Here is a 21,465-nt window from a genome sequence, read left to right as displayed (position 1 = left end):
GAGCCGAGAAGACCATGCCAAAACGTACAGACATAAAAAGCATCCTGATCCTTGGCGCTGGCCCGATTGTTATCGGTCAGGCCTGTGAATTTGACTACTCCGGTGCACAGGCGTGTAAGGCCCTGCGCGAAGAGGGTTACCGCGTTATCCTGGTGAACTCTAACCCGGCGACCATCATGACCGACCCGGAAATGGCGGATGCAACCTACATCGAGCCGATTCACTGGGAAGTGGTACGTAAAATCATCGAGAAAGAGCGTCCGGATGCGGTTCTGCCGACCATGGGTGGCCAGACTGCGCTGAACTGCGCACTGGAGCTGGAGCGTCAGGGCGTGCTGGAAGAGTTTGGCGTGACCATGATTGGTGCGACCGCCGACGCGATTGATAAAGCAGAAGACCGTCGTCGCTTCGACGTGGCGATGAAAAAAATCGGCCTCGACACCGCACGTTCCGGTATCGCTCACAACATGGAAGAGGCACTGGCCGTAGCGGCTGAAGTGGGTTATCCGTGCATCATCCGTCCTTCCTTCACCATGGGCGGCACCGGCGGCGGTATCGCCTACAACCGCGAAGAGTTTGAAGAGATTTGCGAGCGCGGCCTGGATCTCTCCCCAACCAAAGAGCTGCTGATTGATGAATCGCTGATTGGCTGGAAAGAGTACGAGATGGAAGTGGTGCGTGATAAAAACGACAACTGCATCATCGTCTGCTCCATCGAAAACTTCGATGCGATGGGTATCCACACCGGCGACTCCATTACCGTTGCGCCAGCGCAAACGCTGACCGACAAAGAGTACCAAATCATGCGTAACGCCTCGATGGCGGTACTGCGTGAAATCGGCGTCGAAACCGGTGGTTCTAACGTGCAGTTCTCGGTGAACCCGAAAACCGGCCGTCTGATTGTTATCGAAATGAACCCGCGCGTGTCCCGCTCCTCCGCGCTGGCCTCTAAAGCGACCGGCTTCCCGATTGCGAAGGTGGCGGCGAAACTGGCGGTCGGTTACACCCTTGACGAGCTGATGAACGACATCACCGGGGGCCGCACGCCTGCGTCCTTCGAACCGTCTATCGACTACGTTGTGACCAAAATTCCACGCTTCAACTTCGAGAAATTCGCTGGCGCGAACGACCGTCTGACCACCCAGATGAAATCTGTGGGTGAAGTGATGGCGATTGGCCGCACGCAGCAGGAATCCCTGCAGAAAGCGCTGCGCGGCCTCGAAGTGGGCGCGACCGGCTTCGATCCGAAAGTGAGCCTGGACGACCCGGAAGCACTGACCAAAATCCGCCGCGAGCTGAAAGACGCGGGCGCAGAGCGTATCTGGTATATCGCCGACGCCTTCCGCGCAGGCTTGTCCGTGGACGGCGTGTTCAACCTGACCAACATCGACCGCTGGTTCCTGGTACAGATTGAAGAGCTGGTGCGTCTGGAAGAGAAAGTGGCGGAGCTGGGCATCAATGGCCTGGACGCTGACTTCCTGCGCATGTTGAAACGCAAAGGCTTTGCCGACGCGCGTCTGGCAAAACTGGCCGGCGTGCGTGAAGCAGAAATCCGCAAGCTGCGCGACCAGTATGACCTGCACCCGGTCTACAAGCGTGTTGATACCTGTGCGGCAGAGTTTGCGACCGATACGGCTTACATGTACTCCACCTATGAAGACGAGTGTGAAGCGAATCCGTCCGTTGACCGCGACAAAATCATGGTACTGGGCGGTGGCCCAAACCGTATCGGCCAGGGCATCGAGTTTGACTACTGCTGCGTACACGCCTCTCTGGCGCTGCGCGAAGACGGTTACGAGACCATCATGGTCAACTGTAACCCGGAAACGGTCTCTACCGACTATGACACCTCTGACCGTCTCTACTTCGAACCGGTAACACTGGAAGACGTGCTGGAAATCGTGCGCATCGAGAAGCCAAAAGGCGTGATCGTGCAGTACGGCGGCCAGACGCCGCTGAAACTGGCGCGCGCGCTGGAAGCCGCAGGTGTGCCGGTTATCGGTACCAGCCCGGATGCCATTGACCGTGCAGAAGACCGCGAGCGTTTCCAGCAGGCGGTTGACCGTCTGAAGCTGAAACAGCCGGCAAACGCCACCGTGACTGCGATTGAACAAGCGGTTGAGAAGGCGAAAGAGATTGGCTACCCGCTGGTGGTGCGTCCTTCTTACGTGCTGGGCGGCCGCGCGATGGAAATCGTCTACGATGAAGCTGACCTGCGTCGTTACTTCCAGACGGCAGTCAGCGTGTCCAACGATGCGCCGGTGCTGCTGGATCGCTTCCTCGACGATGCGGTTGAAGTGGATGTGGATGCTATCTGTGACGGCGAAATGGTGTTGATTGGTGGCATCATGGAGCACATCGAGCAGGCGGGCGTGCACTCAGGCGACTCCGCCTGTTCTCTGCCAGCGTACACCCTGAGCCAGGAAATTCAGGACGTGATGCGTCAGCAGGTGCAGAAACTGGCCTTCGAACTGCAGGTTCGCGGTCTGATGAACGTCCAGTTCGCCGTGAAAGACAACGAAGTCTACCTGATTGAAGTGAACCCGCGTGCGGCACGTACCGTACCGTTCGTCTCTAAAGCGACCGGTATTCCGCTGGCAAAAGTGGCGGCGCGCGTGATGGCTGGCCAGACGCTGGCACAGCAGGGCGTCACAAAAGAGATTATCCCGCCGTACTACTCGGTGAAAGAGGTGGTGCTGCCGTTCAACAAATTCCCGGGCGTTGACCCGCTGTTAGGGCCAGAGATGCGCTCTACCGGGGAAGTGATGGGCGTGGGCCGCACCTTTGCAGAAGCGTTTGCTAAAGCGCAACTGGGTAGCAATTCCACCATGAAGAAATCTGGCCGTGCGCTGCTCTCTGTTCGCGAAGGTGATAAAGAGCGCGTGGTTGACCTGGCGGCCAAGCTACTGAAACAGGGCTTCGAGCTGGATGCAACCCACGGTACGGCGATTGTGCTGGGTGAAGCGGGAATCAACCCGCGTCTGGTGAACAAAGTGCATGAAGGTCGTCCGCACATTCAGGATCGCATTAAGAATGGCGAATACACCTATATCATCAACACCACTGCGGGCCGCCAGGCGATTGAAGACTCCAAGCTGATTCGCCGCAGCGCGCTGCAGTACAAAGTGCATTACGACACCACCCTGAACGGCGGTTTCGCAACAGCCATGGCGCTGAACGCGGATGCCACCGAGAAGGTGATTTCGGTCCAGGAAATGCACGCCCAGATTAACAAGTAAGACAAATCGCCCGGTACCGTTCGGTTACCGGGCATTCTTCCCCTCTTCAGAACCTTCTGGTTTTCCATCCGCATTCAGTCAGTTAGCCTAAAATGGTTAGGTCGATAATGAAATTCAACTGAGAGCAGGGGAAAACACCATGCAAAATAAACTACTGATCGCTTCCGTTCTGGCTGCCACTGCAATGTTCACCGTAGCGGGGTGTTCATCTAATCAGGCGGTAAAAACCACCGATGGCCGCACCATCATTACGGACGGCAAACCGCAGGTGGATGACGATACCGGTCTGGTGTCGTATAAAAACGCGGAAACGGGTCAAACCGAGCAGATTAACCGTGACCAGGTTAAATCCATGGGTGAACTGGATAATTAAAAAAAGCAGTGGCATCTGCCACTGCTTTTTTGCTTGATGCGGATGGGTTACCAGCGGTGGTTTAACAAAATATGACCGCCGTAAGCGGCATAGTTGTTTTCACCCCATTCGCCGCTGGCGCGAAGTGAAATTGTCGTGGTCTCGTTAAGATTGCCGGTAATACCCAGCTCTACCTGACCACGATCCTCCGGCGTATCATTACTTACGGTTTCGTCGTTGAAGGCCAGATCGTTTTGACCTGCACCCTTCAGCCAGTTCACCGCAACGTATGGCTGCCAGGCCGTGACGTCCTTTTGCTGGAAATAGCTGGATTTCACACCCAGACGACCGAAGACGCTGTCGTTATCCAGAGTCGTCACCCGGACGCCATCGCGGTCCGTATGATTTTCCTGATCAAGATAGCTGTAGATCACCTGCGCCTGAGGCTCGATCTTCCAGGTACGCTCGTTTTCAGATGGGATAACCCACGCATGGCCGACTTCAACAGACGCGGCAAAACCTTCGCTGTTGTAATCTTCATCGTTGCGGTTGCTGGTCACTTTGTTGTTGTACCAGCTGTAGGCGGCCCAGGTATCAATGTAGCTGCCCAGGCGTAATTTCTGATCTTCCTGCCAGGTGGCGTAGAGCCCAACGTTGAAGCCATCGACTTTACCCTGTGCGTCACGCACGTTGTGTTTCGCATCTGAGTGGGTCTTCGCCTGGCCTGCACCAAACATGCCACCGGCACGCAGGATACCGCTGTCCATTGGCTTGCTGAGGAAATCGCTGCCGACTTGCAGAACGGTGGTCGTGGTGTCGTAGCTGACTTTATCGCCGCCTGCATCATTTTCATGGTAACGACCTTTTACATACATCCAGGTATTCAGATCGTCTTCGTTACGGAAAGTGAGCTGATCGCGATCGTCACGTTTGTGCAGGAACATACTCTGAGCAGCCAGATAGTTGCCTAAATACGCGCCCACTTCAGGTGCCATCACTTCTGGTGCTGGGGTATTGCCGCCGCCGTTATCGGTATTATCACCACCGTCGCCGTTATCAGTGCCGCCGCTGTTGCCGCCATCGTCGGTATTGCTGCCATTGTCACTGTTACCGCCATTATCAGTGTTACCGCCATCGTCGGTATTGCCACCGTTGTCGGTATTATCACCGTCATCGGTATCATCTGTTGGATCGACAGGTGGCGTGGCCTTCGATTCCAGGTACCAGTTCCCGTCACTATGCTGGTAAAGAGAGTATTCGTATGCGCCTGCCACAACCGGTTTGGCCAGCGTCAGCTGTGCTTCAGAGCTGCCGGCGACGCTGACAATCTCCATGCCGTTCACGGTCTGTGCGCCAAGTCCACCCATGTTGCTGACGGTCACGCCGGACTGGCCAAAACTGCTGCCGGTTATTGTGAGATGATCGGTAGGTGCCGTGTCAGTACCCAGCTCGCTGTTTAACACAATCTGGCTACCTTCTGCGCCGGTATAGTCGCCATTGATGGTAAAGTCATTACCCACGCTGTGGTCGGCTGCACTGAGCAAAAGCGTGCCGCTGTTGGTCACGTTGCCGTTAATGGTATCAATGCCGGCGTCTCTGAGGGTTGCATTACCCTCAATTGCATTCCACGCTGCCAGCGTACCGCCGCTGAGAATAGTGATGTTGTTGTAGACGGTTCCTGCGGTGGCAAACTTTGCCCCGTTCTGCACGGTGAGAGTGGCATTGCTGTTTTCAACACCTAACGTTGCGCCTGCCGCTACCAGCGTTGTGCCGTTTCGCAGGGTCGTATCGCCGGTATAGCTGTTGTTGCCGGTCAGCGTCAGCGTATTCGCATCAACTTTCTCTACGTTTCCGCTGCCGGTCATGTCGGTAGAAAACGTGAAATTGTCTCCCTGGTTAAAGATAACCGTACCATTGTTGGTTAGGCCGCCGCTGAGGCTTGCCATACCTTCGCCATTGCCCAGCTGGAGCGTGGCTTCATTCGCCACCAGCGTATTGCCAGCATTGGAAACGGTACCCGCCAGGGTCAGGTTGCCGCTATTCACCTGCAGTGAATCACCGGCGCCAATGATGTCGACGTTACCCGTCAGCGTCCAGTCTTCACCGTTCATTTTGACAGAGGCGAAGCCATCGCCTTCGTTCAGTCCGATAAAATTGCTGTCTTCTGTACCGGTGCCTACCAGGGTTAGGGTGTTACCTTTCGAGACTGTCGAAATAACGTCACCTGATAATGATGAGCCAGTATTAAGCACCAGGGTGTTATTTTTATCGCTGGCAAAAAATACTGCCGCATTTCCACCCCCGAGCGAACCGCTATTCGTAATATCAACTTTAGCGTTACCTGAGACATAAATACCGTTCTGCGTGCCTTCAATAACACCACTATTTAAGACTTTTGTATTGCCACTACTTAAAGCAATACCATCACCGTCAATACCCGTGATTTTGCCATCATTGTTGATGCCTAACCCTGTCTCAGCGCTCAAACCCGTTTTGCCTTTAATCAATCCTGATTCGGTATTAGTGATATTGATAGCAGACGATGACTCACTAATGAAAATACCTTTTTCAGCACCCGTTATATTTCCACTATTATTGAAGTCACCCAGTAAAGATTCCACATTTACTGCGTTTGCGCTGGTAGAAGAAATTGTTGCACCGGCTTCATTTTCAACAACAACACGTTGAGCGCCGGTGTTAATATCAAGACCGTTGGCCGCTCCAGATATATTACCTTTATTTGTTACTGATGTGACATCAATACCTGATACGGATACGGCTGCTTTATTGCTTGAGGAAGAAATCGTTACATCTTTATTGATAACATATTCGGTATCAGCGGAAAAATCTTGTGGGACGGAAGTAGACTGTTCAATAATTCCTGCTGAGGTTATTGCTGGTGTGAATGCCAATATGGCGGGGAACAGTCTTCCGAGCATTCTGGTTGTTCTGTTAAGTTCAATGCGTATATTACTCATGCACACATCCATTTGAATGAAAAGTTCGTGAAATGTTCAGGTTAATAATTGCGTATACATTTCTGAAGAGCGGTTATCGCAAAACCATCTAAAATTATTATTTTTTCAATAGGTTATGTATACTTTGTTTTATTAAAAAGTCGTTTTAAGAATGCTTAATATTTCAGTGTGGTAAATGTAAAATTGGTTAGATATTTCTGGTGACTATGGATTCCTGTTTGTTCAAAGACGCACATATATGAACAACATTGATGGTTAAAGAAGCAGTTACGCTACTTGCGATTTGCCGACACCAGGCAATGGGAGACTTTCAGTGAGCGAGTTAAATGTCTACACTCACTGCTACCAGAGAGAACGGAACCGTAAAGACAGGCTAACTGATGATTCTGATAATTTATGCGCATCCCTATCCGCATCACTCCCATGCGAATAAGCGCATGCTTGAACAGGTAAGGACACTCGACAACGTAGAGATACGTTCCCTCTATCAACTTTATCCTGATTTTAACATCGACATCGCCGCAGAACAGGAGGCGCTCACTCGCGCCGATCTGATCATCTGGCAACACCCGATGCAGTGGTACAGCACACCTCCGCTCCTCAAATTGTGGATCGACAAAGTCTTTTCCCACGGCTGGGCGTATGGTCACAACGGGCATGCGCTGAAGGGAAAAAGCCTGATGTGGGCTGTGACCACCGGTGGAGGAGAAAGCCACTTCGATATTGGTTCTTTCCCGGGTTTTGAGGTGCTGGCACAACCGCTTCAGGCGACAGCACTCTACTGTGGCCTTACCTGGCTTCCTCCTTTTGCTATGCACTGCACATTTGTTTGTGACGATGAGACGTTGCAGGCGCAGGCTCGTCATTATAAACAACGCTTACTTGAGTGGCAGGAGACGCATAATGGATAGCCATACGCTGATACAGGCGCTGATTTACCTTGGCGCGGCGGCGCTGATTGTGCCCGTGGCGGTTCGCCTGGGGCTGGGCTCCGTGCTGGGCTACCTGATCGCCGGGTGTGTTATCGGACCCTGGGGATTCCGCCTGGTCACCGACGCGGAGGCGATCCTGCATTTCGCCGAAATTGGTGTCGTGCTGATGCTGTTTGTCATTGGTCTGGAACTTGACCCGCAGCGTTTGTGGAAGCTGCGCGCCTCAGTGTTTGGCGGCGGGGCGCTACAAATGGCGGCCTGTGGTCTGCTGTTGGGCGGCTTCTGTATTCTGCTGGGAATGGACTGGAAAGTGGCAGAGCTTATTGGCATGACGCTGGCACTCTCTTCGACGGCGATTGCCATGCAGGCAATGAACGAGCGAAACCTGACTGTTTCACAGATGGGACGCAGTGCGTTTTCAGTGCTGCTGTTTCAGGATATCGCGGCCATTCCGCTGGTGGCGATGATCCCGCTGCTGGCCGCAAGTGGGGCCTCCACCACGCTCGGCGCTTTTGCCCTCTCTGCATTAAAGGTGGTCGGTGCGCTGGCACTGGTTGTCCTGCTTGGCCGGTATGTAACACGTCCGCTGCTTCGATTCGTCGCCCGCTCGGGGCTACGGGAAGTGTTCAGTGCCGTGGCGCTGTTCCTGGTGTTTGGTTTTGGTCTGCTGCTGGAGGAAGCCGGGCTGTCGATGGCGATGGGAGCCTTCCTCGCGGGCGTTCTGCTCGCCAGCTCAGAGTACCGACACGCGCTTGAAAGTGATATCGAGCCATTTAAAGGACTGCTACTGGGGCTGTTTTTCATCGGGGTCGGGATGTCTATCGACTTTGGCACGCTGGTCACGCATCCACTGCGGATCCTCATCCTGCTGGTCGGTTTCCTGGTCATCAAAATGGTGATGCTGTGGCTGATCGCCCGTCCGCTGAACGTGCCTGGCAGACAGCGTCTTTGGTTCGCCGTGCTACTCGGACAGGGAAGCGAATTCGCGTTTGTGGTCTTCGGCGCGGCGCAAATGGCCAATGTGCTCGATCCCGAGTGGGCGAAAGCGCTGACGCTGGCGGTCGCGCTGTCGATGGCGGCGACGCCGATCCTGCTGGTGCTGCTGACGCGTCTGGAAAAAACCGGCAGCGAACAGGAACGCGAAGCCGATGAGATCGATGAGGAACAGCCGCGGGTCATCATCGCCGGATTCGGTCGCTTTGGGCAGATCACCGGTCGTTTACTGCTCTCAAGCGGGGTAAAAATGGTTATCCTCGATCACGATCCGGACCATGTGGATACCCTGCGTAAGTTCGATATGAAAGTCTTCTACGGCGATGCAACACGTGTCGATCTGCTGGAATCAGCCGGGGCAGCGAAAGCGGAAGTCCTCATCAACGCGATTGACGATCCCCAGACCAGTATGCAGCTGGTTGAGCTGGTGAAGGAGCATTTCCCGAACCTGACCATTATCTCCCGTGCGCGCGATGTGGATCACTATATCCAGCTGCGACAGGCAGGGGTGGTCGCACCCGAGCGTGAAACCTTCGAAGGGGCGCTTAAGTCTGGCCGCATGGCGCTGGAAAGTCTGGGCCTGGGCGCGTATGAAGCGCGCGAGCGTGCGGACTTGTTCCGTCGCTTCAATACCGATATGGTGGAAGAGATGGTGGCGATGGCGGGCAGTACGGCCACAGAGCGTGCGGCGGTGTTTAAACGCACCAGTGCGATGCTGACAGAGATCATTAATGAGGATCGTAATCATCTGTCGCTGGTGCAGCGTCATGGCTGGCAGGGAACGGAGGAGGGCAAGCATACCGGCGATCCGGCGGACGAACCGGAGAGTAAACCTTCCGCGTGAAGTGGAGTTGCCAGCAATATTAAAAAATTTCTCTCTCTTTACCATGCCGCCAGTCGACGAAAGATTAAGCTTTCCGTATAGTGGCGGCAATTTTTTGCATCCGGGAAATTTTCAATGATCAGTCTGATTGCAGCGCTGGCGGTGGACCGTGTTATCGGTATGGAAAATGCCATGCCGTGGAACCTGCCTGCCGATCTCGCATGGTTTAAACGTACGACGTTAAACAAGCCGGTAGTGATGGGCCGCCTGACCTGGGAGTCGATTGGTCGCCCATTGCCGGGCCGTAAGAATATCGTGATCAGTAGCCAGCCAGGCACTGACGATCGCGTCGAATGGGTGAAATCCGTGGACGAGGCGATTGCCGCGTGCGGTAACGCCGAAGAGATCATGGTGATTGGTGGTGGGCGTGTATATGAGCAGTTCCTGCCAAAAGCGCAAAAGCTCTATCTGACGCATATTGATGCGGAAGTGGAAGGCGATACCCATTTCCCGGACTACGATCCGGACGAGTGGGAATCGGTATTCAGCGAATTTCACGACGCGGATGCGCAGAACTCACACAGCTACTGCTTCGAGATTCTGGAACGCCGCTAGTTGATAGACCCTCTCCCGGCCGGGAGAGGGAATTCACTCTCAGGAGGCGACCGCCTCGCCTTCCCCCAGGTCCAGCTGTCGGTTGGACGGCTGCACGAAGTACGTTTTATCTTCCCAGCGTAAGCAGGTTAAATCCCCGCCCCAGCAACAACCGGTATCAAGACCGTAGATCCCTTCCGGCGTGCCTTTCCCTTCTAGCGCGGCCCAGTGGCCAAACACCACGCTGTACTCACTGGTGACCGGTCCGGGAATCGCAAACCACGGTTTAAGCGGTGCAGGTGCGCTTTCCGGCGTCTCTTTTGAGTACATATCCAGTTGCCCGTTCGGGAAGCAGAAACGCATGCGTGTGAACGCGTTCGTGATAAAACGCAGACGCGCCAGACCGCTCAGATCTTCACTCCAGTGATTTGGCATGTCGCCGTACATGGCATCAAGGAAGAAGGGATAGGAATCGCTCGCCAGCACGGCTTCTACGTCACGCGCGCAGGTTTTGGCCGTCTCAAGATCCCACTGTGGGGTGATCCCGGCGTGTGCCATGACCAGTTTTTTCTCTTCATCGATCTGCAACAGGGGCTGACGACGCAGCCAGTTGATCAGTTCGTCGGCGTCTGGCGCCTCCAGCAGCGGGGTGAGGCGATCTTTCGGCTTATTGCGGCTGATGCCGGCAAAGACGGCGAGCAGATGCAAATCATGGTTGCCCAGCACCATGCGAATGCTGTCGCCCAGCGATTTTACGAAGCGTAAAACCTCCAGGGAGCCTGGCCCACGCGCCACTAAATCGCCCGTCAGCCAGAGAATATCCCGTCCTGGCGTAAAGTCGACCTGTTTTAATAATGCGATCAGTTCATCGTAGCAACCGTGAACGTCGCCAATCAGATATGTAGACATTAGATTAATGAATGAGTGTTGTAACGGCGAGACGGAACACAGGAATAGCAACGCGGAACACATTGCCATCGACGTCGACCATTTCATAATGGCCTTGCATGGTACCCAGCGGTGTTTCAATTACTGCACCGCTGGTGTACTGATACTCTTCGCCAGGGGCGATGTGGGGCTGTTCACCAACCACACCTTCACCCTGAACTTCGATTTCACGGCCATTGCCGTTAGTGATAAGCCAGTAACGCCCGAGCAGTTGCACAGGCATCCGCCCCAGGTTGCGAATGGTCACGGTGTAGGCGAAAACAAAACGTTCTTCATCGGGTGAGGACTGCGACTCAACGTAAACGCTTTGTACCTGGACACAGACGCGGGGCGAATCAATCATGGCTTAACTCTCCTTCGGCGGCGCATTTTCGCTAATGTAATTAGCCAGTTTACAGTACTGCTCAACAGAGATGTTTTCTGCTCGCATTGCCGGGTCAATGCCCAGCTCGGCCAGCACGTCAACGGTGAACAGATTGCCGAGGCTATTACGGATCGTTTTACGGCGCTGGTTAAAGGCTTCTGTGGTGATGCGGCTCAGTACACGCAGGTCTTTGACCGGGTATGGCATCGTTTTATGCGGCACAAGGCGCACAACCGCAGAGTCGACTTTTGGCGGCGGCGTGAAGGCAGACGGCGGCACTTCGAGTACCGGGATCACATTGCAGAAATATTGTGCCATCACGCTTAAACGACCATACGCTTTACTGTTCGGCCCTGCAACCAGACGGTTTACCACCTCTTTTTGCAACATGAAGTGCATGTCGGCAATGGCATCAGTATAGCTAAAGAGATGGAACATCAGCGGCGTGGAGATGTTATAGGGCAGGTTACCGAATACGCGCAGCGGCTGACCCATTTTTTCCGACAGCTCGCCAAAATTCATGGTCATGGCATCTTGCTGATAAATCGTCAGCTTCGGCCCAAGGAACGGGTGCGTTTGCAGACGAGCAGCGAGATCGCGGTCGAGTTCGATAACGGTCAGTTCGTCCAGACGTTCGCCGACGGGTTCAGTCAGTGCTGCCAGACCGGGGCCGATTTCAACCATCGCCTGGCCTTTTTGCGGATTAATGGCCGAGACAATACTGTCGATCACGAACTGATCGTTGAGGAAGTTTTGCCCGAAGCGTTTACGGGCTAAGTGGCCCTGATGGACTCGATTAGTCATTGAGTATTAACAATCATTTTGATGGCGAGATTAAGCGCCGTAATAAAACTGCCGACATCCGCTTTTCCCTGGCCTGCCAGATCCAGCGCAGTACCGTGGTCAACGGACGTTCGAATAAAAGGTAAACCGAGGGTGATATTCACACCGCGGCCAAAGCCCTGGTATTTTAGCACGGGCAGGCCCTGATCGTGGTACATCGCGAGCACGGCATCGGCATTATCCAGGTATTTGGGCTGGAAAAGGGTATCGGCAGGCAATGGCCCGCTCAGGTTCATCCCTTTCGCCCGCATTTCATTCAGCACCGGAATGATGGTGTCGATCTCTTCAGTCCCCATATGCCCGCCTTCCCCGGCGTGTGGGTTCAGGCCACAGACCAGAACGTGCGGCTGTTTAATGCCGAATTTGGTCTGCAGATCGTGATGCAGTATCCCGATGATCTCCCGCAGCAGTTCAGGGGTGATGGCGTCAGGAATGGCCTTAATCGGCAGATGGGTTGTTACCAGAGCCACCCGCATCGCTTCAGTCGCCAGCATCATCACCACTTTCGGGGTGTGCGATCGCTCTTCAAAAAACTCGGTATGTCCGGTGAACGGAATACCGGCTTCGTTAATCACCCCTTTATGCACGGGGCCCGTAATCAGGGCAGCAAATTCCCCTTTTATGCAACCATCGCAGGCGCGCGCCAGGGTTTCGACAACATAGTGGCCGTTTTCAGTGCTGAGCTGACCCGGAATAACAGGAGTACGAAGAGGGACGGGAAGAAGCGTGAGCGTTCCGGCTTGCTGCGGTGCAGGCTGCTGGCCTTCAACGTAGGGGATAAGCGTTAAAGGCAGACCGAGCAGTGAAGCCCGGTCTTGTAACAGTGTTGCATCAGCACAGACGACCAGTTCCACCGGCCAGCTACGTTGGGCAAGCTGGACCACGAGGTCAGGCCCAATCCCGGCGGGTTCGCCGGGGGTGATCACAACACGATGCTGTTTCATTAGTTGCTCAGAACTTTCACGTAAGCGCTGGCGCGTTGTTCCTGCATCCAGGTTGCCGCTTCTTCAGAGAACTTACGGTTGAACAGCATACGATAGGCTCTGTCTTTCTGCGCTGCGTCGGTTTTATCAACGTTGCGGGTATCCAGCAGTTCGATCAGATGCCAGCCAAAGGAGGAGTGTACCGGCGCACTCATCTGGCCCTTGTTCAGCTTCATCAGCGCATCGCGGAATGCCGGATCGTAGATATCCGCCGCCGCCCAGCCCAGGTCGCCGCCCTGGTTAGCAGAGCCAGGATCCTGAGAGAACTCTTTTGCGGCATTCGCAAACGACGTTTTTCCGCTCTTAATGTCCGCAGCAATCTGTTGCAGCTTCGCACGCGCCTGATCGTCCGTCATGATCGGTGACGGTTTCAGCAGAATGTGGCGAGCATGAACTTCAGTGACGGAGATGTTCTGGCTCTGACCACGCAGATCGTTGACTTTCAGGATGTGGAAGCCAACACCTGAACGGATTGGACCCACGATGTCGCCTTTCTTCGCCGTGCTCAGCGCCTGGGCAAAGATGGATGGCAGTTCCTGAATACGTCCCCAGCCCATCTGGCCGCCTTTCAGCGCCTGTTGGTCTGCAGAGTAGGTAATGGCCAGCTTGCCAAAGTCACTGCCGTTACGTGCCTGCTCAACGATATCGCGCGCCTGGCTTTCCGCTTCTGCGGCCTGGTCAGACGTTGGGTTCTCAGGCAGCGGGATCAGAATATGGCTCAGGTTCAGCTCGGTGCTGGCATCGTTCTGGTTGCCCACCTGTTTTGCCAGCGCGTCGACTTCCTGCGGCAGGATGGTGACGCGGCGACGAACTTCATTATTACGCACTTCTGAGATCAGCATCTCTTTACGGATCTGATTACGGTAGGTTGAATAGCTGATGCCATCATAGGCCAGACGACTACGCATCTGATCCAGGGTCATATTGTTCTGCTTAGCGATGTTAGCGATCGCCTGATCGAGCTGCTCGTCAGTGATCTTCACGCCCATTTTCTGCCCCATTTGCAGGACAATCTGATCCATGATCAGACGTTCCAGGATCTGATGGCGCAGCGTTGCGTCATCCGGAAGTTGCTGACCCGCCTGGCCCGAATTGAGCTTCACAGATTTCATCAAACCGTCAACGTCACTTTCGAGCACGACACCGTTGTTAACCACAGCGGCGACCTTATCAACAACCTGGGGGGCCGCGAAGCTGGTATTCGCAACCATAGCGACACCGAGCAGCAGCGTTTTCCAGTTCTTCATACTTTTTCCATTTCAATTAACCGCAAAGCGGATTACGTTGCAAAACAAGCACATTACAAGGAACTGCGGTACGGCAGAATGTTCGAGCGCAGCATCTGCTGCGTGCCCAGGCCGTAGTTGGAGCTCAGGCCGCGCAATTCGACATTAAAGCCAATCACGTTATCGTATTTGCTCTGATTGTTTTGAGTATCCCAGCCGTTAAGCTTGCGTTCGTAGCCGACACGCAGCGCGTAACAGCAGGAGTTATATTGCAGACCAACCATCTGGTCAGCAGGCTTGTTGGCGTTAGTGTCAAAGTAGTAAGCGCCAACAATTGACCAGCGGTCAGCGATTGGCCAACTGGCTGCACCACCTACCTGCGAAATCCCGTCTTTGTACTGTTCTCGGGTGGCATAGTTCGGCAGAGTTACCTGAATATATTCCGGGCTGGCGTAACGATAGGTCAACTGCACCATACGATCTTCATCGCGACGGTACTCGACGGCTGCACTGCTGGTCGCAATATTGTCGAGACGCGTGTCGTACTGCAGACCCCCGCGTAAGCCCCAGCGATCGGTCATGCGCCAGTAGGTATCGCCCGCCCACACCAGCGAACCTGTTTTGTTGTCTTTCTCCCAGTTGATATTGTCATCACCGGTACGAGACTCGGTGAAATAGTAGATTTGACCAACAGAAACGTTAAAACGTTCAACGGCAGATTCATCATAAACGCGCGTTGTGACGCCGGTCGTTAACTGGTTTGCGGAAGCAATACGGTCGAGACCGCCGTAGGTACGGTCACGGAACAGGCCGCTGTAGTCAGACTGCAGGAAAGAGGAGTCATAGTTCTGGATTTTGCTCTGATCGCGATAAGGCACGTACAAATATTGCATACGTGGCTCAAGCGTCTGCGTATACCCATCCGCCAGCAGACCCATATCGCGCTCGAAGATCAACTTACCGTCCATTTTGAATTGCGGAAGAACGCGGTTCACGGATTCGTCAAGGTCGGTGCCATAACGGTTGTTATACCAGTCCACATTTTTCTGCTGGTAATGGGTCGCCATCAGCTTGGCTTCGGTATTCAGACTTGACCAGTTGTTCGACAGCGGTAAATTGATCGTCGGTTCTAAATGTACACGCGTGGCTTCCGGCATGTCCGAGTTGGTATTGACGAAATGCACTGCCTGCGCGTAGACGCGGGTATCGAATGGACCAACATCGTTCTGATACCAGTTCACATCCAGCTGCGGTTCTGCACCGTATGTGCTGGTATTCTGACTGCTAAAGACCTGGAACTGCTTCGTCGACACCGTGGCGTTGAAGTTCTCGATGGCATAGCCAACGCTAAATTTCTGCGTGGCGTAGCCATCGGTACTGGAACCGTACTTGGAATCGAAGTCGTTGAAATAGTAAGGATCGCTGACTTTGGTGTAGTCGACGTTAAAACGCCAGACCTGATCCATGACACCAGCGTGGCGCCAGTAGTACATCCAACGGTGTTTATCACCTTCTGTTGGGTGCTCATCCTGGAAGACCTTATCTGATGGCAGATAATCCAGTTCCATCAAACCGGTACCCGCCTGGGTCAGATAGCGGAACTCGTTTTCCCACATGACGTTGCCGCGCTTATGGATATAGTGCGGCGTGATCGTGGCGTCCATGTTGGGCGCGATGTTCCAGTAATACGGCAGATAGAACTCAAAATAGTTCGAGGTGCTGTATTTGGCATTTGGGATCAGGAAACCTGAACGACGTTTGTCGCCCACGGGAAGTTGCAGGTACGGGCTATAGAAAACCGGCACCGGGCCGAGTTTAAACCGGGCGTTCCAGATTTCTGCGACCTGTTCTTCACGGTCGTGAATTACCTCACTTCCGACCACGCTCCAGGTATTCGAACCCGGCAGACAGGAGGTGAAGGAACCGTTTTCCAGAATCGTATAGCGGTTTTCACCGCGCTGTTTCATCAGATCTGCTTTACCACGCCCCTGACGACCTACCATCTGGTAATCACCTTCCCAGACGTTCGTATCTTTGGTGTTCAGGTTTGACCATGCTTTCGGACCTTTCAGGATGACCTGATTGTCGTCATAGTGCACATTACCCAGCGCATCCACCGTTCGTACCGGTTCGGCCGCACCTTCCGGCTGCTTCTGGTGCAACTGCACTTCATCTGCCTGCAGGCGGCTATTGCCCTGATTAATATCCACACTGCCCGTAAACGTGGCATTGTCAGGATAAGTTCCTTTTGAACTGTCGGCAGTAATGGTTACCGGCAAGCTATTTGTATCGCCACTCACCAGTGGGCGATTATAACTTGGGACGCCAAGCATACACTGCGAGGCAAGATCGGCCGCCAGCCCCTGTTGACTGTACAGGGCGGTGCCAATCATTGTGGCCAGGAGGGTGGGGATACGTTTTTTCATACGTTATATTTTAGTGTTCCGTCATCAGTGGCTACGGCTTACAAACGCTCAGAGACTATCTTACTCATCAGCGCAGTACCAGCGTTAATCCTGCCCGTTTGCGTGCCAGAGTGTTAGGCTCGCTATCGAATGACGAGTATGATAATGCAAATTATAGGCGATGTCCCTCAATTGACCGTGGCTCGACCACTGTAATGATGGCGTTGCGTCGACAAGGGACATGACTATCCGGGGAGTATATGCAGTATTGGGGTAAAATCATCGGCGTTGCGTTCGCCATCATCATGGGTGCCGGGTTTTGGGGCATCGTACTTGGCCTGATTATTGGCCATATGTTCGATAAGGCACGCAGCCGCAAAATGGCGTGGTTCGCCAACCAGCGCGAGCGTCAGTCCCTCTTTTTCTCCACCACCTTTGAGGTGATGGGGCACTTAACCAAATCAAAAGGGCGGGTGACGGAAGCCGATATTCAGATTGCCAGCGTATTTATGGACCGCATGAATCTGCACGGGGAATCTCGTGTGGCGGCGCAAAATGCGTTTCGCATCGGTAAATCGGATAACTATCCGCTGCGCGAAAAAATGCGTCAGTTCCGCAGTATCTGTTTCGGCCGTTTTGATTTAATTCGGATGTTTCTGGAGATCCAGATTCAGGCGGCGTTTGCCGACGGGTCTCTTCATCCGAATGAACGCGATGTGTTATACGTGATTGCCGAAGAGCTGGGGATCTCCCGCATGCAGTTCGACCAGTTCCTGCGCATGATGCAGGGCGGCGCACACTTTGGCGGTGGCTATCAACAGCATCAATCCTCTGGCGGCGGCTGGCAGCAGGCGCAGCGTGGCCCGACGCTGGAAGATGCCTGTAACGTGCTTGGCGTGAAACCTTCTGATGATGCGACAACCATCAAGCGCGCCTATCGTAAGCTGATGAGTGAACATCACCCGGATAAACTGGTCGCGAAGGGCTTACCACCAGAGATGATGGAGATGGCGAAGCAAAAAGCGCAGGAAATCCAGAAAGCGTACGAGCTGATAAAAGAGCAGAAAAATTTCAAATAAAAAATGGCCCGACACAGTCGGGCCATTTTTTTAGAAGTCCACCGCGGCTTTAAACGTCATTGCGTTGCCAAACGCCGGGTGGGTGATGGTGAGCGTCTGGGCATGAAGCTGCAAACGAGGCGCTGAAGCCAGCGCCTCCGGGGGGGCGTAAAAACGGTCTCCCAGAATCGGGTGCCCCAGCGCGAGCATATGCACACGCAGCTGATGTGAACGCCCGGTAATGGGCTTTAGCAGCACGCGCGCGGTGTTATCCGGCGCGTACTCCAGCACTTCATACTCGGTTTGCGCGGCCTTGCCCGTCTCATAGCATACCTTCTGCTTTGGTCGATTTGGCCAGTCGCAAATCAGCGGCAGATCCACCAGCCCTTCCGCCTGCGCGGGATGGCCCCAGACGCGTGCGACATATTGCTTTTTCGGCTCACGCTCGCGGAACTGGCGTTTGAGTTCACGTTCAGCCGCTTTGTTCATCGCCACCACAATCACACCGCTGGTTGCCATGTCCAGGCGATGAACGGACTCCGCCTGGGGATAATCACGCTGAATACGTGTCATCACGCTGTCTTTGTGCTCATCCAGACGCCCCGGCACGGACAACAGGCCGCTAGGCTTGTTGACCACCATAATGTGCTCATCCTGATAAAGGATAACCAGCCACGGGTCTTGCGGCGGATTGTAAGGCTCCATCACCATCTTGTGCTCCGGTTACTGATGCGTCACAACGATAAGACGCAGGGCATCCAGACGCCAGCTTGCCTGATTCAGGCTTTCCAGCACCTGCTGACGGTTGCTCTCAATCGCGGTCAGTTCGTCATCACGGATGTTTGGGTTCACCGCTTTTAACGCTTCCAGACGAGACAGCTCTGCAGACAGTTTCTCATCGGCTTCCTCGCGAGCGGCATCAATCAGCGTCCTGGCCGCTTTTTCGATCTGCGTTTCACCCAACTGCAGAATGGCGTGCACGTCCTGTTGTACGGCGTTGACCAGTTTGCTGCCCGTGTGGCGGTTTACTGCGCTCAGCTGGCGGTTGAAACTCTCGAATTCAACCTGTGCAGCCAGGTTGGTGCCGTTTTTATCCAGCAGCAGACGCACTGGCGTTGGCGGCAGGAAGCGGGTGAGCTGCAGCTGTTTCGGCGCTTGCGCTTCCACAACATAGATCAGCTCAACCAGCAGCGTACCAACGGGTAATGCTTTGTTTTTCAACAAGGAAATCGTGCTGCTACCCGTGTCGCCGGAAAGGATCAGGTCGAGGCCGTTGCGGATCAACGGGTGTTCCCAGGTGATGAACTGCGCGTCTTCGCGAGACAGCGCCACGTCACGCTCAAAGGTGATGGTGCAACCATCCTCCGGCAGGCCCGGGAAATCCGGAACCAGCATATGATCGGATGGGGTCAGCACGATCATGTTCTCGCCGCGATCGTCCTGGTTAATCCCGACGATGTCGAACAGGTTCATGGCGAAGCTGATCAGGCTGGTGTCGTCATCCTGCTCTTCAATGCTTTCGGCAAGCGCCTGCGCTTTTTCGCCACCGTTGGAGTGGATTTCCAGCAGGCGGTCACGTCCCTGCTCCAGCTGCGCTTTCAGAGCCTCATGCTTTTCGCGACAGGATTTGATCAGCTCATCAAAACCGTCCGTATTTTCCGGCGCTGCCAGGTAACCGATCAGATCCGTATGCACCTGATCGTAAATGGTGCGTCCCGTCGGACAGGTATGTTCGAACGCGTCCAGACCTTCGTGGAACCAGCGTACCAGCACCGACTGAGCGGTTTTTTCCAGGTAAGGGACGTGGATCTGAATATCATGCGCCTGACCGATACGGTCCAGACGGCCGATACGCTGTTCCAGCAGGTCGGGGTTGAACGGCAGATCGAACATCACCAGGTTGCTGGCGAACTGGAAGTTACGCCCTTCAGAACCGATTTCAGAGCACAACAGAACCTGTGCGCCGCTGTCTTCTTCACTGAACCAGGCCGCGGCGCGGTCACGCTCGACAATCGACATCCCCTCGTGGAACACGGCGGCTCGAATACCTTCGCGCTCGCGCAGAACCTGCTCCAGCTGCAGCGCGGTGGCCGCCTTGGCGCAGATCACCAGCACTTTCTGTGAACGATGAGCCGTTAAGTAACCCATCAGCCATTCAACACGCGGGTCGAAGTTCCACCAGGTTCCGGTATCGCCTTCAAATTCCTGATAAATTTGCTCCGGGTAGAGCATGTCGCGCGCACGTTCTTCCTGGCTTTTGCGCGCCCCCATAATGCCGGAGACTTTTATCGCCGTCTGATACTGCGTCGGCAGCGGCAGCTTGATGGTATGCAGTTCGCGTTTCGGGAAGCCCTTCACGCCGTTACGGGTGTTACGGAACAGCACGCGGCTGGTGCCGTGGCGGTCCATCAGCATATCGATCAGCTCTTTACGCGCGGAACCCGCGTTGTCGCTGTCACTGTTGGCTGCCTGCAGCAGCGGCTCAATATCCTGTTCGCCAATCAGATCGCTCAGGGTGTTGAGTTCGTCATTCGAGAGGCGTTTGCCCGCCAGCAGCATGGCGACAGCATCGGCAACCGGGCGGTAATTATTCTGTTCTTCGACAAACTGCTCAAAGTCATGGAAGCGGTTTGGATCGAGCAGGCGCAGACGGGCGAAGTGGCTCTCCAGCCCCAGCTGCTCCGGCGTAGCGGTCAGCAACAGGACGCCCGGCACGCGCTCGGCAAGCTGTTCAATCGCCATGTATTCACGGCTCGGTGCCTCTTCGCTCCAGACCAGGTGGTGCGCTTCGTCGACCACCAGCAGATCCCACTCTGCGTCGCACAGATGCTCAAGACGCTGCTTGCTGCGGCGCACGAAGTCCAGGGAGCAGATGACCAGCTGTTCGGTTTCAAATGGGTTGTCCGCGTCATGCTGGGCTTCGGCGTAGCGCTCGTCGTCAAACAGCGAGAAACGAAGGTTAAAGCGGCGCAGCATCTCAACCAGCCACTGATGTTGCAGCGTTTCCGGTACCACGATCAGCACGCGCTCAGCGGCGCCAGAAAGCAGCTGTTGATGCAGGATCATACCGGCTTCAATGGTTTTACCGAGGCCCACTTCGTCTGCCAGTAGTACGCGAGGCGCATGACGACGGCCAACGTCATGGGCGATATTCAACTGATGAGGGATCAGGCTGGTGCGTTGACCACGCAGGCCGCTCCACGGCATGCGGTACTGTTCACTCTGGAATTTACGTGCGCGATAGCGCAGGGAGAAACGATCCATACGGTCGATTTGCCCGGCAAACAGGCGATCCTGCGGCTTGCTGAAAACCAGTTTGCTGTCGAGCAGCACTTCACGCAGGATGACATTGCTCTCGTCAGTGTCGAGGCGAGTCCCAATGTAGGCGAGCAGACCATTCTCTTCTTTTACGTCTTCAACCTTTAGCTGCCAGCCGTCGTGGCTGGTCACGGTGTCACCTGGATTGAACATCACGCGGGTAACAGGGGAGTCATTGCGAGCGTACAGGCGGTTTTCACCGGTAGCAGGGAAAAGGAGGGTGACCATGCGTGCATCGACTGCAACCACGGTTCCCAATCCAAGTTCGCTTTCTGTATCGCTGATCCAGCGTTGACCAAGTGTAAAAGGCATATGTGTTCGGCTCTAATCTTTAATTGCAGGCAATAGTTCAACCACCGTCAAAAAAGACGGTCATCGAAAAATGGGTCCGGGAGTGGAAAGGGCGCTA

General features: G+C 54.6%; 15 protein-coding genes. 6 read left to right on the top strand and 9 right to left on the bottom strand.

What is annotated here, in order from left to right; genetic code table 11:
* The first annotated feature begins 14 nt into the window (after positions 1-14).
* A complete protein-coding gene (gene carB / locus PUZ33_RS11230; protein WP_013095532.1) occupies positions 15-3,239 on the top strand; it encodes a carbamoyl-phosphate synthase large subunit in 3,225 nt (1,074 codons plus the stop codon).
* 139 nt (positions 3,240-3,378) lie between these two features.
* Positions 3,379-3,612 carry a YgdI/YgdR family lipoprotein gene (locus PUZ33_RS11225; RefSeq protein ID WP_013095533.1) on the top strand — a complete coding sequence of 78 codons (234 nt, stop codon included), beginning with the start codon at positions 3,379-3,381 and terminating at the stop codon, positions 3,610-3,612.
* A 47-nt stretch (positions 3,613-3,659) separates the two neighbouring features.
* Here PUZ33_RS11225 and PUZ33_RS11220 read toward each other — a convergent pair whose 3' ends face one another.
* Positions 3,660-6,581, bottom strand: a complete 2,922-nt coding sequence (locus tag PUZ33_RS11220) for an autotransporter family protein (protein ID WP_173647448.1) — start codon at positions 6,579-6,581, stop codon at positions 3,660-3,662.
* Positions 6,582-6,949: 368 nt separating this feature from the next.
* Here PUZ33_RS11220 and kefF point away from each other — a divergent pair, with 368 nt between their 5' ends.
* The 3 genes from kefF (at position 6,950) to folA (ending at position 9,932) form a co-directional block, all read left to right on the top strand.
* A complete protein-coding gene (gene kefF / locus PUZ33_RS11215; protein ID WP_023620041.1) occupies positions 6,950-7,480 on the top strand; it encodes a glutathione-regulated potassium-efflux system oxidoreductase KefF in 531 nt (176 codons plus the stop codon).
* Positions 7,473-9,338, top strand: coding sequence for a glutathione-regulated potassium-efflux system protein KefC (gene kefC / locus PUZ33_RS11210; protein ID WP_058681519.1), 1,866 nt, complete (start codon positions 7,473-7,475; stop codon positions 9,336-9,338). The genes kefF and kefC overlap by 8 nt, the downstream gene beginning before the upstream one ends.
* A gap of 114 nt (positions 9,339-9,452) precedes the next feature.
* Positions 9,453-9,932 (top strand): type 3 dihydrofolate reductase, encoded by a 480-nt coding sequence (gene folA, locus PUZ33_RS11205; RefSeq protein WP_008502023.1) that lies wholly within the window; start codon positions 9,453-9,455, stop codon positions 9,930-9,932.
* A 39-nt stretch (positions 9,933-9,971) separates the two neighbouring features.
* Here folA and apaH read toward each other — a convergent pair whose 3' ends face one another.
* Genes apaH through lptD form a run of 6 tightly spaced genes read right to left on the bottom strand, consistent with a single transcriptional unit; the run spans position 9,972 to position 16,701 of the window.
* The gene (apaH, locus tag PUZ33_RS11200; RefSeq protein ID WP_252107622.1) at positions 9,972-10,820 is read right to left on the bottom strand and encodes a bis(5'-nucleosyl)-tetraphosphatase (symmetrical) ApaH; all 849 of its coding nucleotides are present in this window, start codon (positions 10,818-10,820) and stop codon (positions 9,972-9,974) included.
* A gap of 4 nt (positions 10,821-10,824) precedes the next feature.
* Positions 10,825-11,202 carry a Co2+/Mg2+ efflux protein ApaG gene (gene apaG, locus PUZ33_RS11195; RefSeq protein WP_013095539.1) on the bottom strand — a complete coding sequence of 126 codons (378 nt, stop codon included), beginning with the start codon at positions 11,200-11,202 and terminating at the stop codon, positions 10,825-10,827.
* A gap of 3 nt (positions 11,203-11,205) precedes the next feature.
* A complete protein-coding gene (rsmA, locus tag PUZ33_RS11190) occupies positions 11,206-12,027 on the bottom strand; it encodes a 16S rRNA (adenine(1518)-N(6)/adenine(1519)-N(6))-dimethyltransferase RsmA (protein ID WP_013095540.1) in 822 nt (273 codons plus the stop codon).
* Positions 12,024-13,010 carry a 4-hydroxythreonine-4-phosphate dehydrogenase PdxA gene (gene pdxA / locus PUZ33_RS11185; protein ID WP_020688478.1) on the bottom strand — a complete coding sequence of 329 codons (987 nt, stop codon included), beginning with the start codon at positions 13,008-13,010 and terminating at the stop codon, positions 12,024-12,026. The genes rsmA and pdxA overlap by 4 nt, the downstream gene beginning before the upstream one ends.
* Positions 13,010-14,296 (bottom strand): peptidylprolyl isomerase SurA, encoded by a 1,287-nt coding sequence (gene surA / locus PUZ33_RS11180; RefSeq protein WP_058681520.1) that lies wholly within the window; start codon positions 14,294-14,296, stop codon positions 13,010-13,012. Before surA ends, pdxA begins: the two co-directional genes overlap by 1 nt.
* 53 nt (positions 14,297-14,349) lie before the next feature.
* Positions 14,350-16,701, bottom strand: a complete 2,352-nt coding sequence (gene lptD, locus PUZ33_RS11175; protein ID WP_058681521.1) for an LPS assembly protein LptD — start codon at positions 16,699-16,701, stop codon at positions 14,350-14,352.
* 239 nt (positions 16,702-16,940) lie between these two features.
* Between lptD and djlA the strand changes: the two genes are divergently transcribed.
* Positions 16,941-17,759 carry a co-chaperone DjlA gene (gene djlA / locus PUZ33_RS11170; RefSeq protein ID WP_013095544.1) on the top strand — a complete coding sequence of 273 codons (819 nt, stop codon included), beginning with the start codon at positions 16,941-16,943 and terminating at the stop codon, positions 17,757-17,759.
* A gap of 30 nt (positions 17,760-17,789) precedes the next feature.
* On the opposite strand, the gene rluA is transcribed toward djlA, so the two are convergent.
* Positions 17,790-18,449, bottom strand: a complete 660-nt coding sequence (rluA, locus tag PUZ33_RS11165) for a bifunctional tRNA pseudouridine(32) synthase/23S rRNA pseudouridine(746) synthase RluA (protein WP_058681522.1) — start codon at positions 18,447-18,449, stop codon at positions 17,790-17,792.
* 12 nt (positions 18,450-18,461) lie between these two features.
* A complete protein-coding gene (rapA, locus tag PUZ33_RS11160) occupies positions 18,462-21,368 on the bottom strand; it encodes an RNA polymerase-associated protein RapA (RefSeq protein WP_045292756.1) in 2,907 nt (968 codons plus the stop codon).
* Positions 21,369-21,465: the final 97 nt, after the last annotated feature.

Source organism: Enterobacter cloacae complex sp. 2022EL-00981, assembly GCF_028737495.1.
GTDB lineage: Bacteria > Pseudomonadota > Gammaproteobacteria > Enterobacterales > Enterobacteriaceae > Enterobacter > Enterobacter cloacae.
The sequence above is the reverse complement of the archived record's forward strand: the minus strand, read 5'-3'. Positions and strand labels throughout refer to the sequence as shown.

Excerpts from the sequence above, each read along its gene's own strand:
- carB (WP_013095532.1), top strand. The coding sequence starts at position 15 with ATGCCAAAACGTACAGACATAAAAAGCATCCTGATCCTTGGCGCTGGC.
- PUZ33_RS11225 (WP_013095533.1), top strand. The coding sequence starts at position 3,379 with ATGCAAAATAAACTACTGATCGCTTCCGTTCTGGCTGCCACTGCAATG.
- PUZ33_RS11220 (WP_173647448.1), bottom strand. The coding sequence starts at position 6,581 with ATGGATGTGTGCATGAGTAATATACGCATTGAACTTAACAGAACAACC.
- kefF (WP_023620041.1), top strand. The coding sequence starts at position 6,950 with ATGATTCTGATAATTTATGCGCATCCCTATCCGCATCACTCCCATGCG.
- kefC (WP_058681519.1), top strand. The coding sequence starts at position 7,473 with ATGGATAGCCATACGCTGATACAGGCGCTGATTTACCTTGGCGCGGCG.
- folA (WP_008502023.1), top strand. The coding sequence starts at position 9,453 with ATGATCAGTCTGATTGCAGCGCTGGCGGTGGACCGTGTTATCGGTATG.
- apaH (WP_252107622.1), bottom strand. The coding sequence starts at position 10,820 with ATGTCTACATATCTGATTGGCGACGTTCACGGTTGCTACGATGAACTG.
- apaG (WP_013095539.1), bottom strand. The coding sequence starts at position 11,202 with ATGATTGATTCGCCCCGCGTCTGTGTCCAGGTACAAAGCGTTTACGTT.
- rsmA (WP_013095540.1), bottom strand. The coding sequence starts at position 12,027 with ATGACTAATCGAGTCCATCAGGGCCACTTAGCCCGTAAACGCTTCGGG.
- pdxA (WP_020688478.1), bottom strand. The coding sequence starts at position 13,010 with ATGAAACAGCATCGTGTTGTGATCACCCCCGGCGAACCCGCCGGGATT.
- surA (WP_058681520.1), bottom strand. The coding sequence starts at position 14,296 with ATGAAGAACTGGAAAACGCTGCTGCTCGGTGTCGCTATGGTTGCGAAT.
- lptD (WP_058681521.1), bottom strand. The coding sequence starts at position 16,701 with ATGAAAAAACGTATCCCCACCCTCCTGGCCACAATGATTGGCACCGCC.
- djlA (WP_013095544.1), top strand. The coding sequence starts at position 16,941 with ATGCAGTATTGGGGTAAAATCATCGGCGTTGCGTTCGCCATCATCATG.
- rluA (WP_058681522.1), bottom strand. The coding sequence starts at position 18,449 with ATGGTGATGGAGCCTTACAATCCGCCGCAAGACCCGTGGCTGGTTATC.
- rapA (WP_045292756.1), bottom strand. The coding sequence starts at position 21,368 with ATGCCTTTTACACTTGGTCAACGCTGGATCAGCGATACAGAAAGCGAA.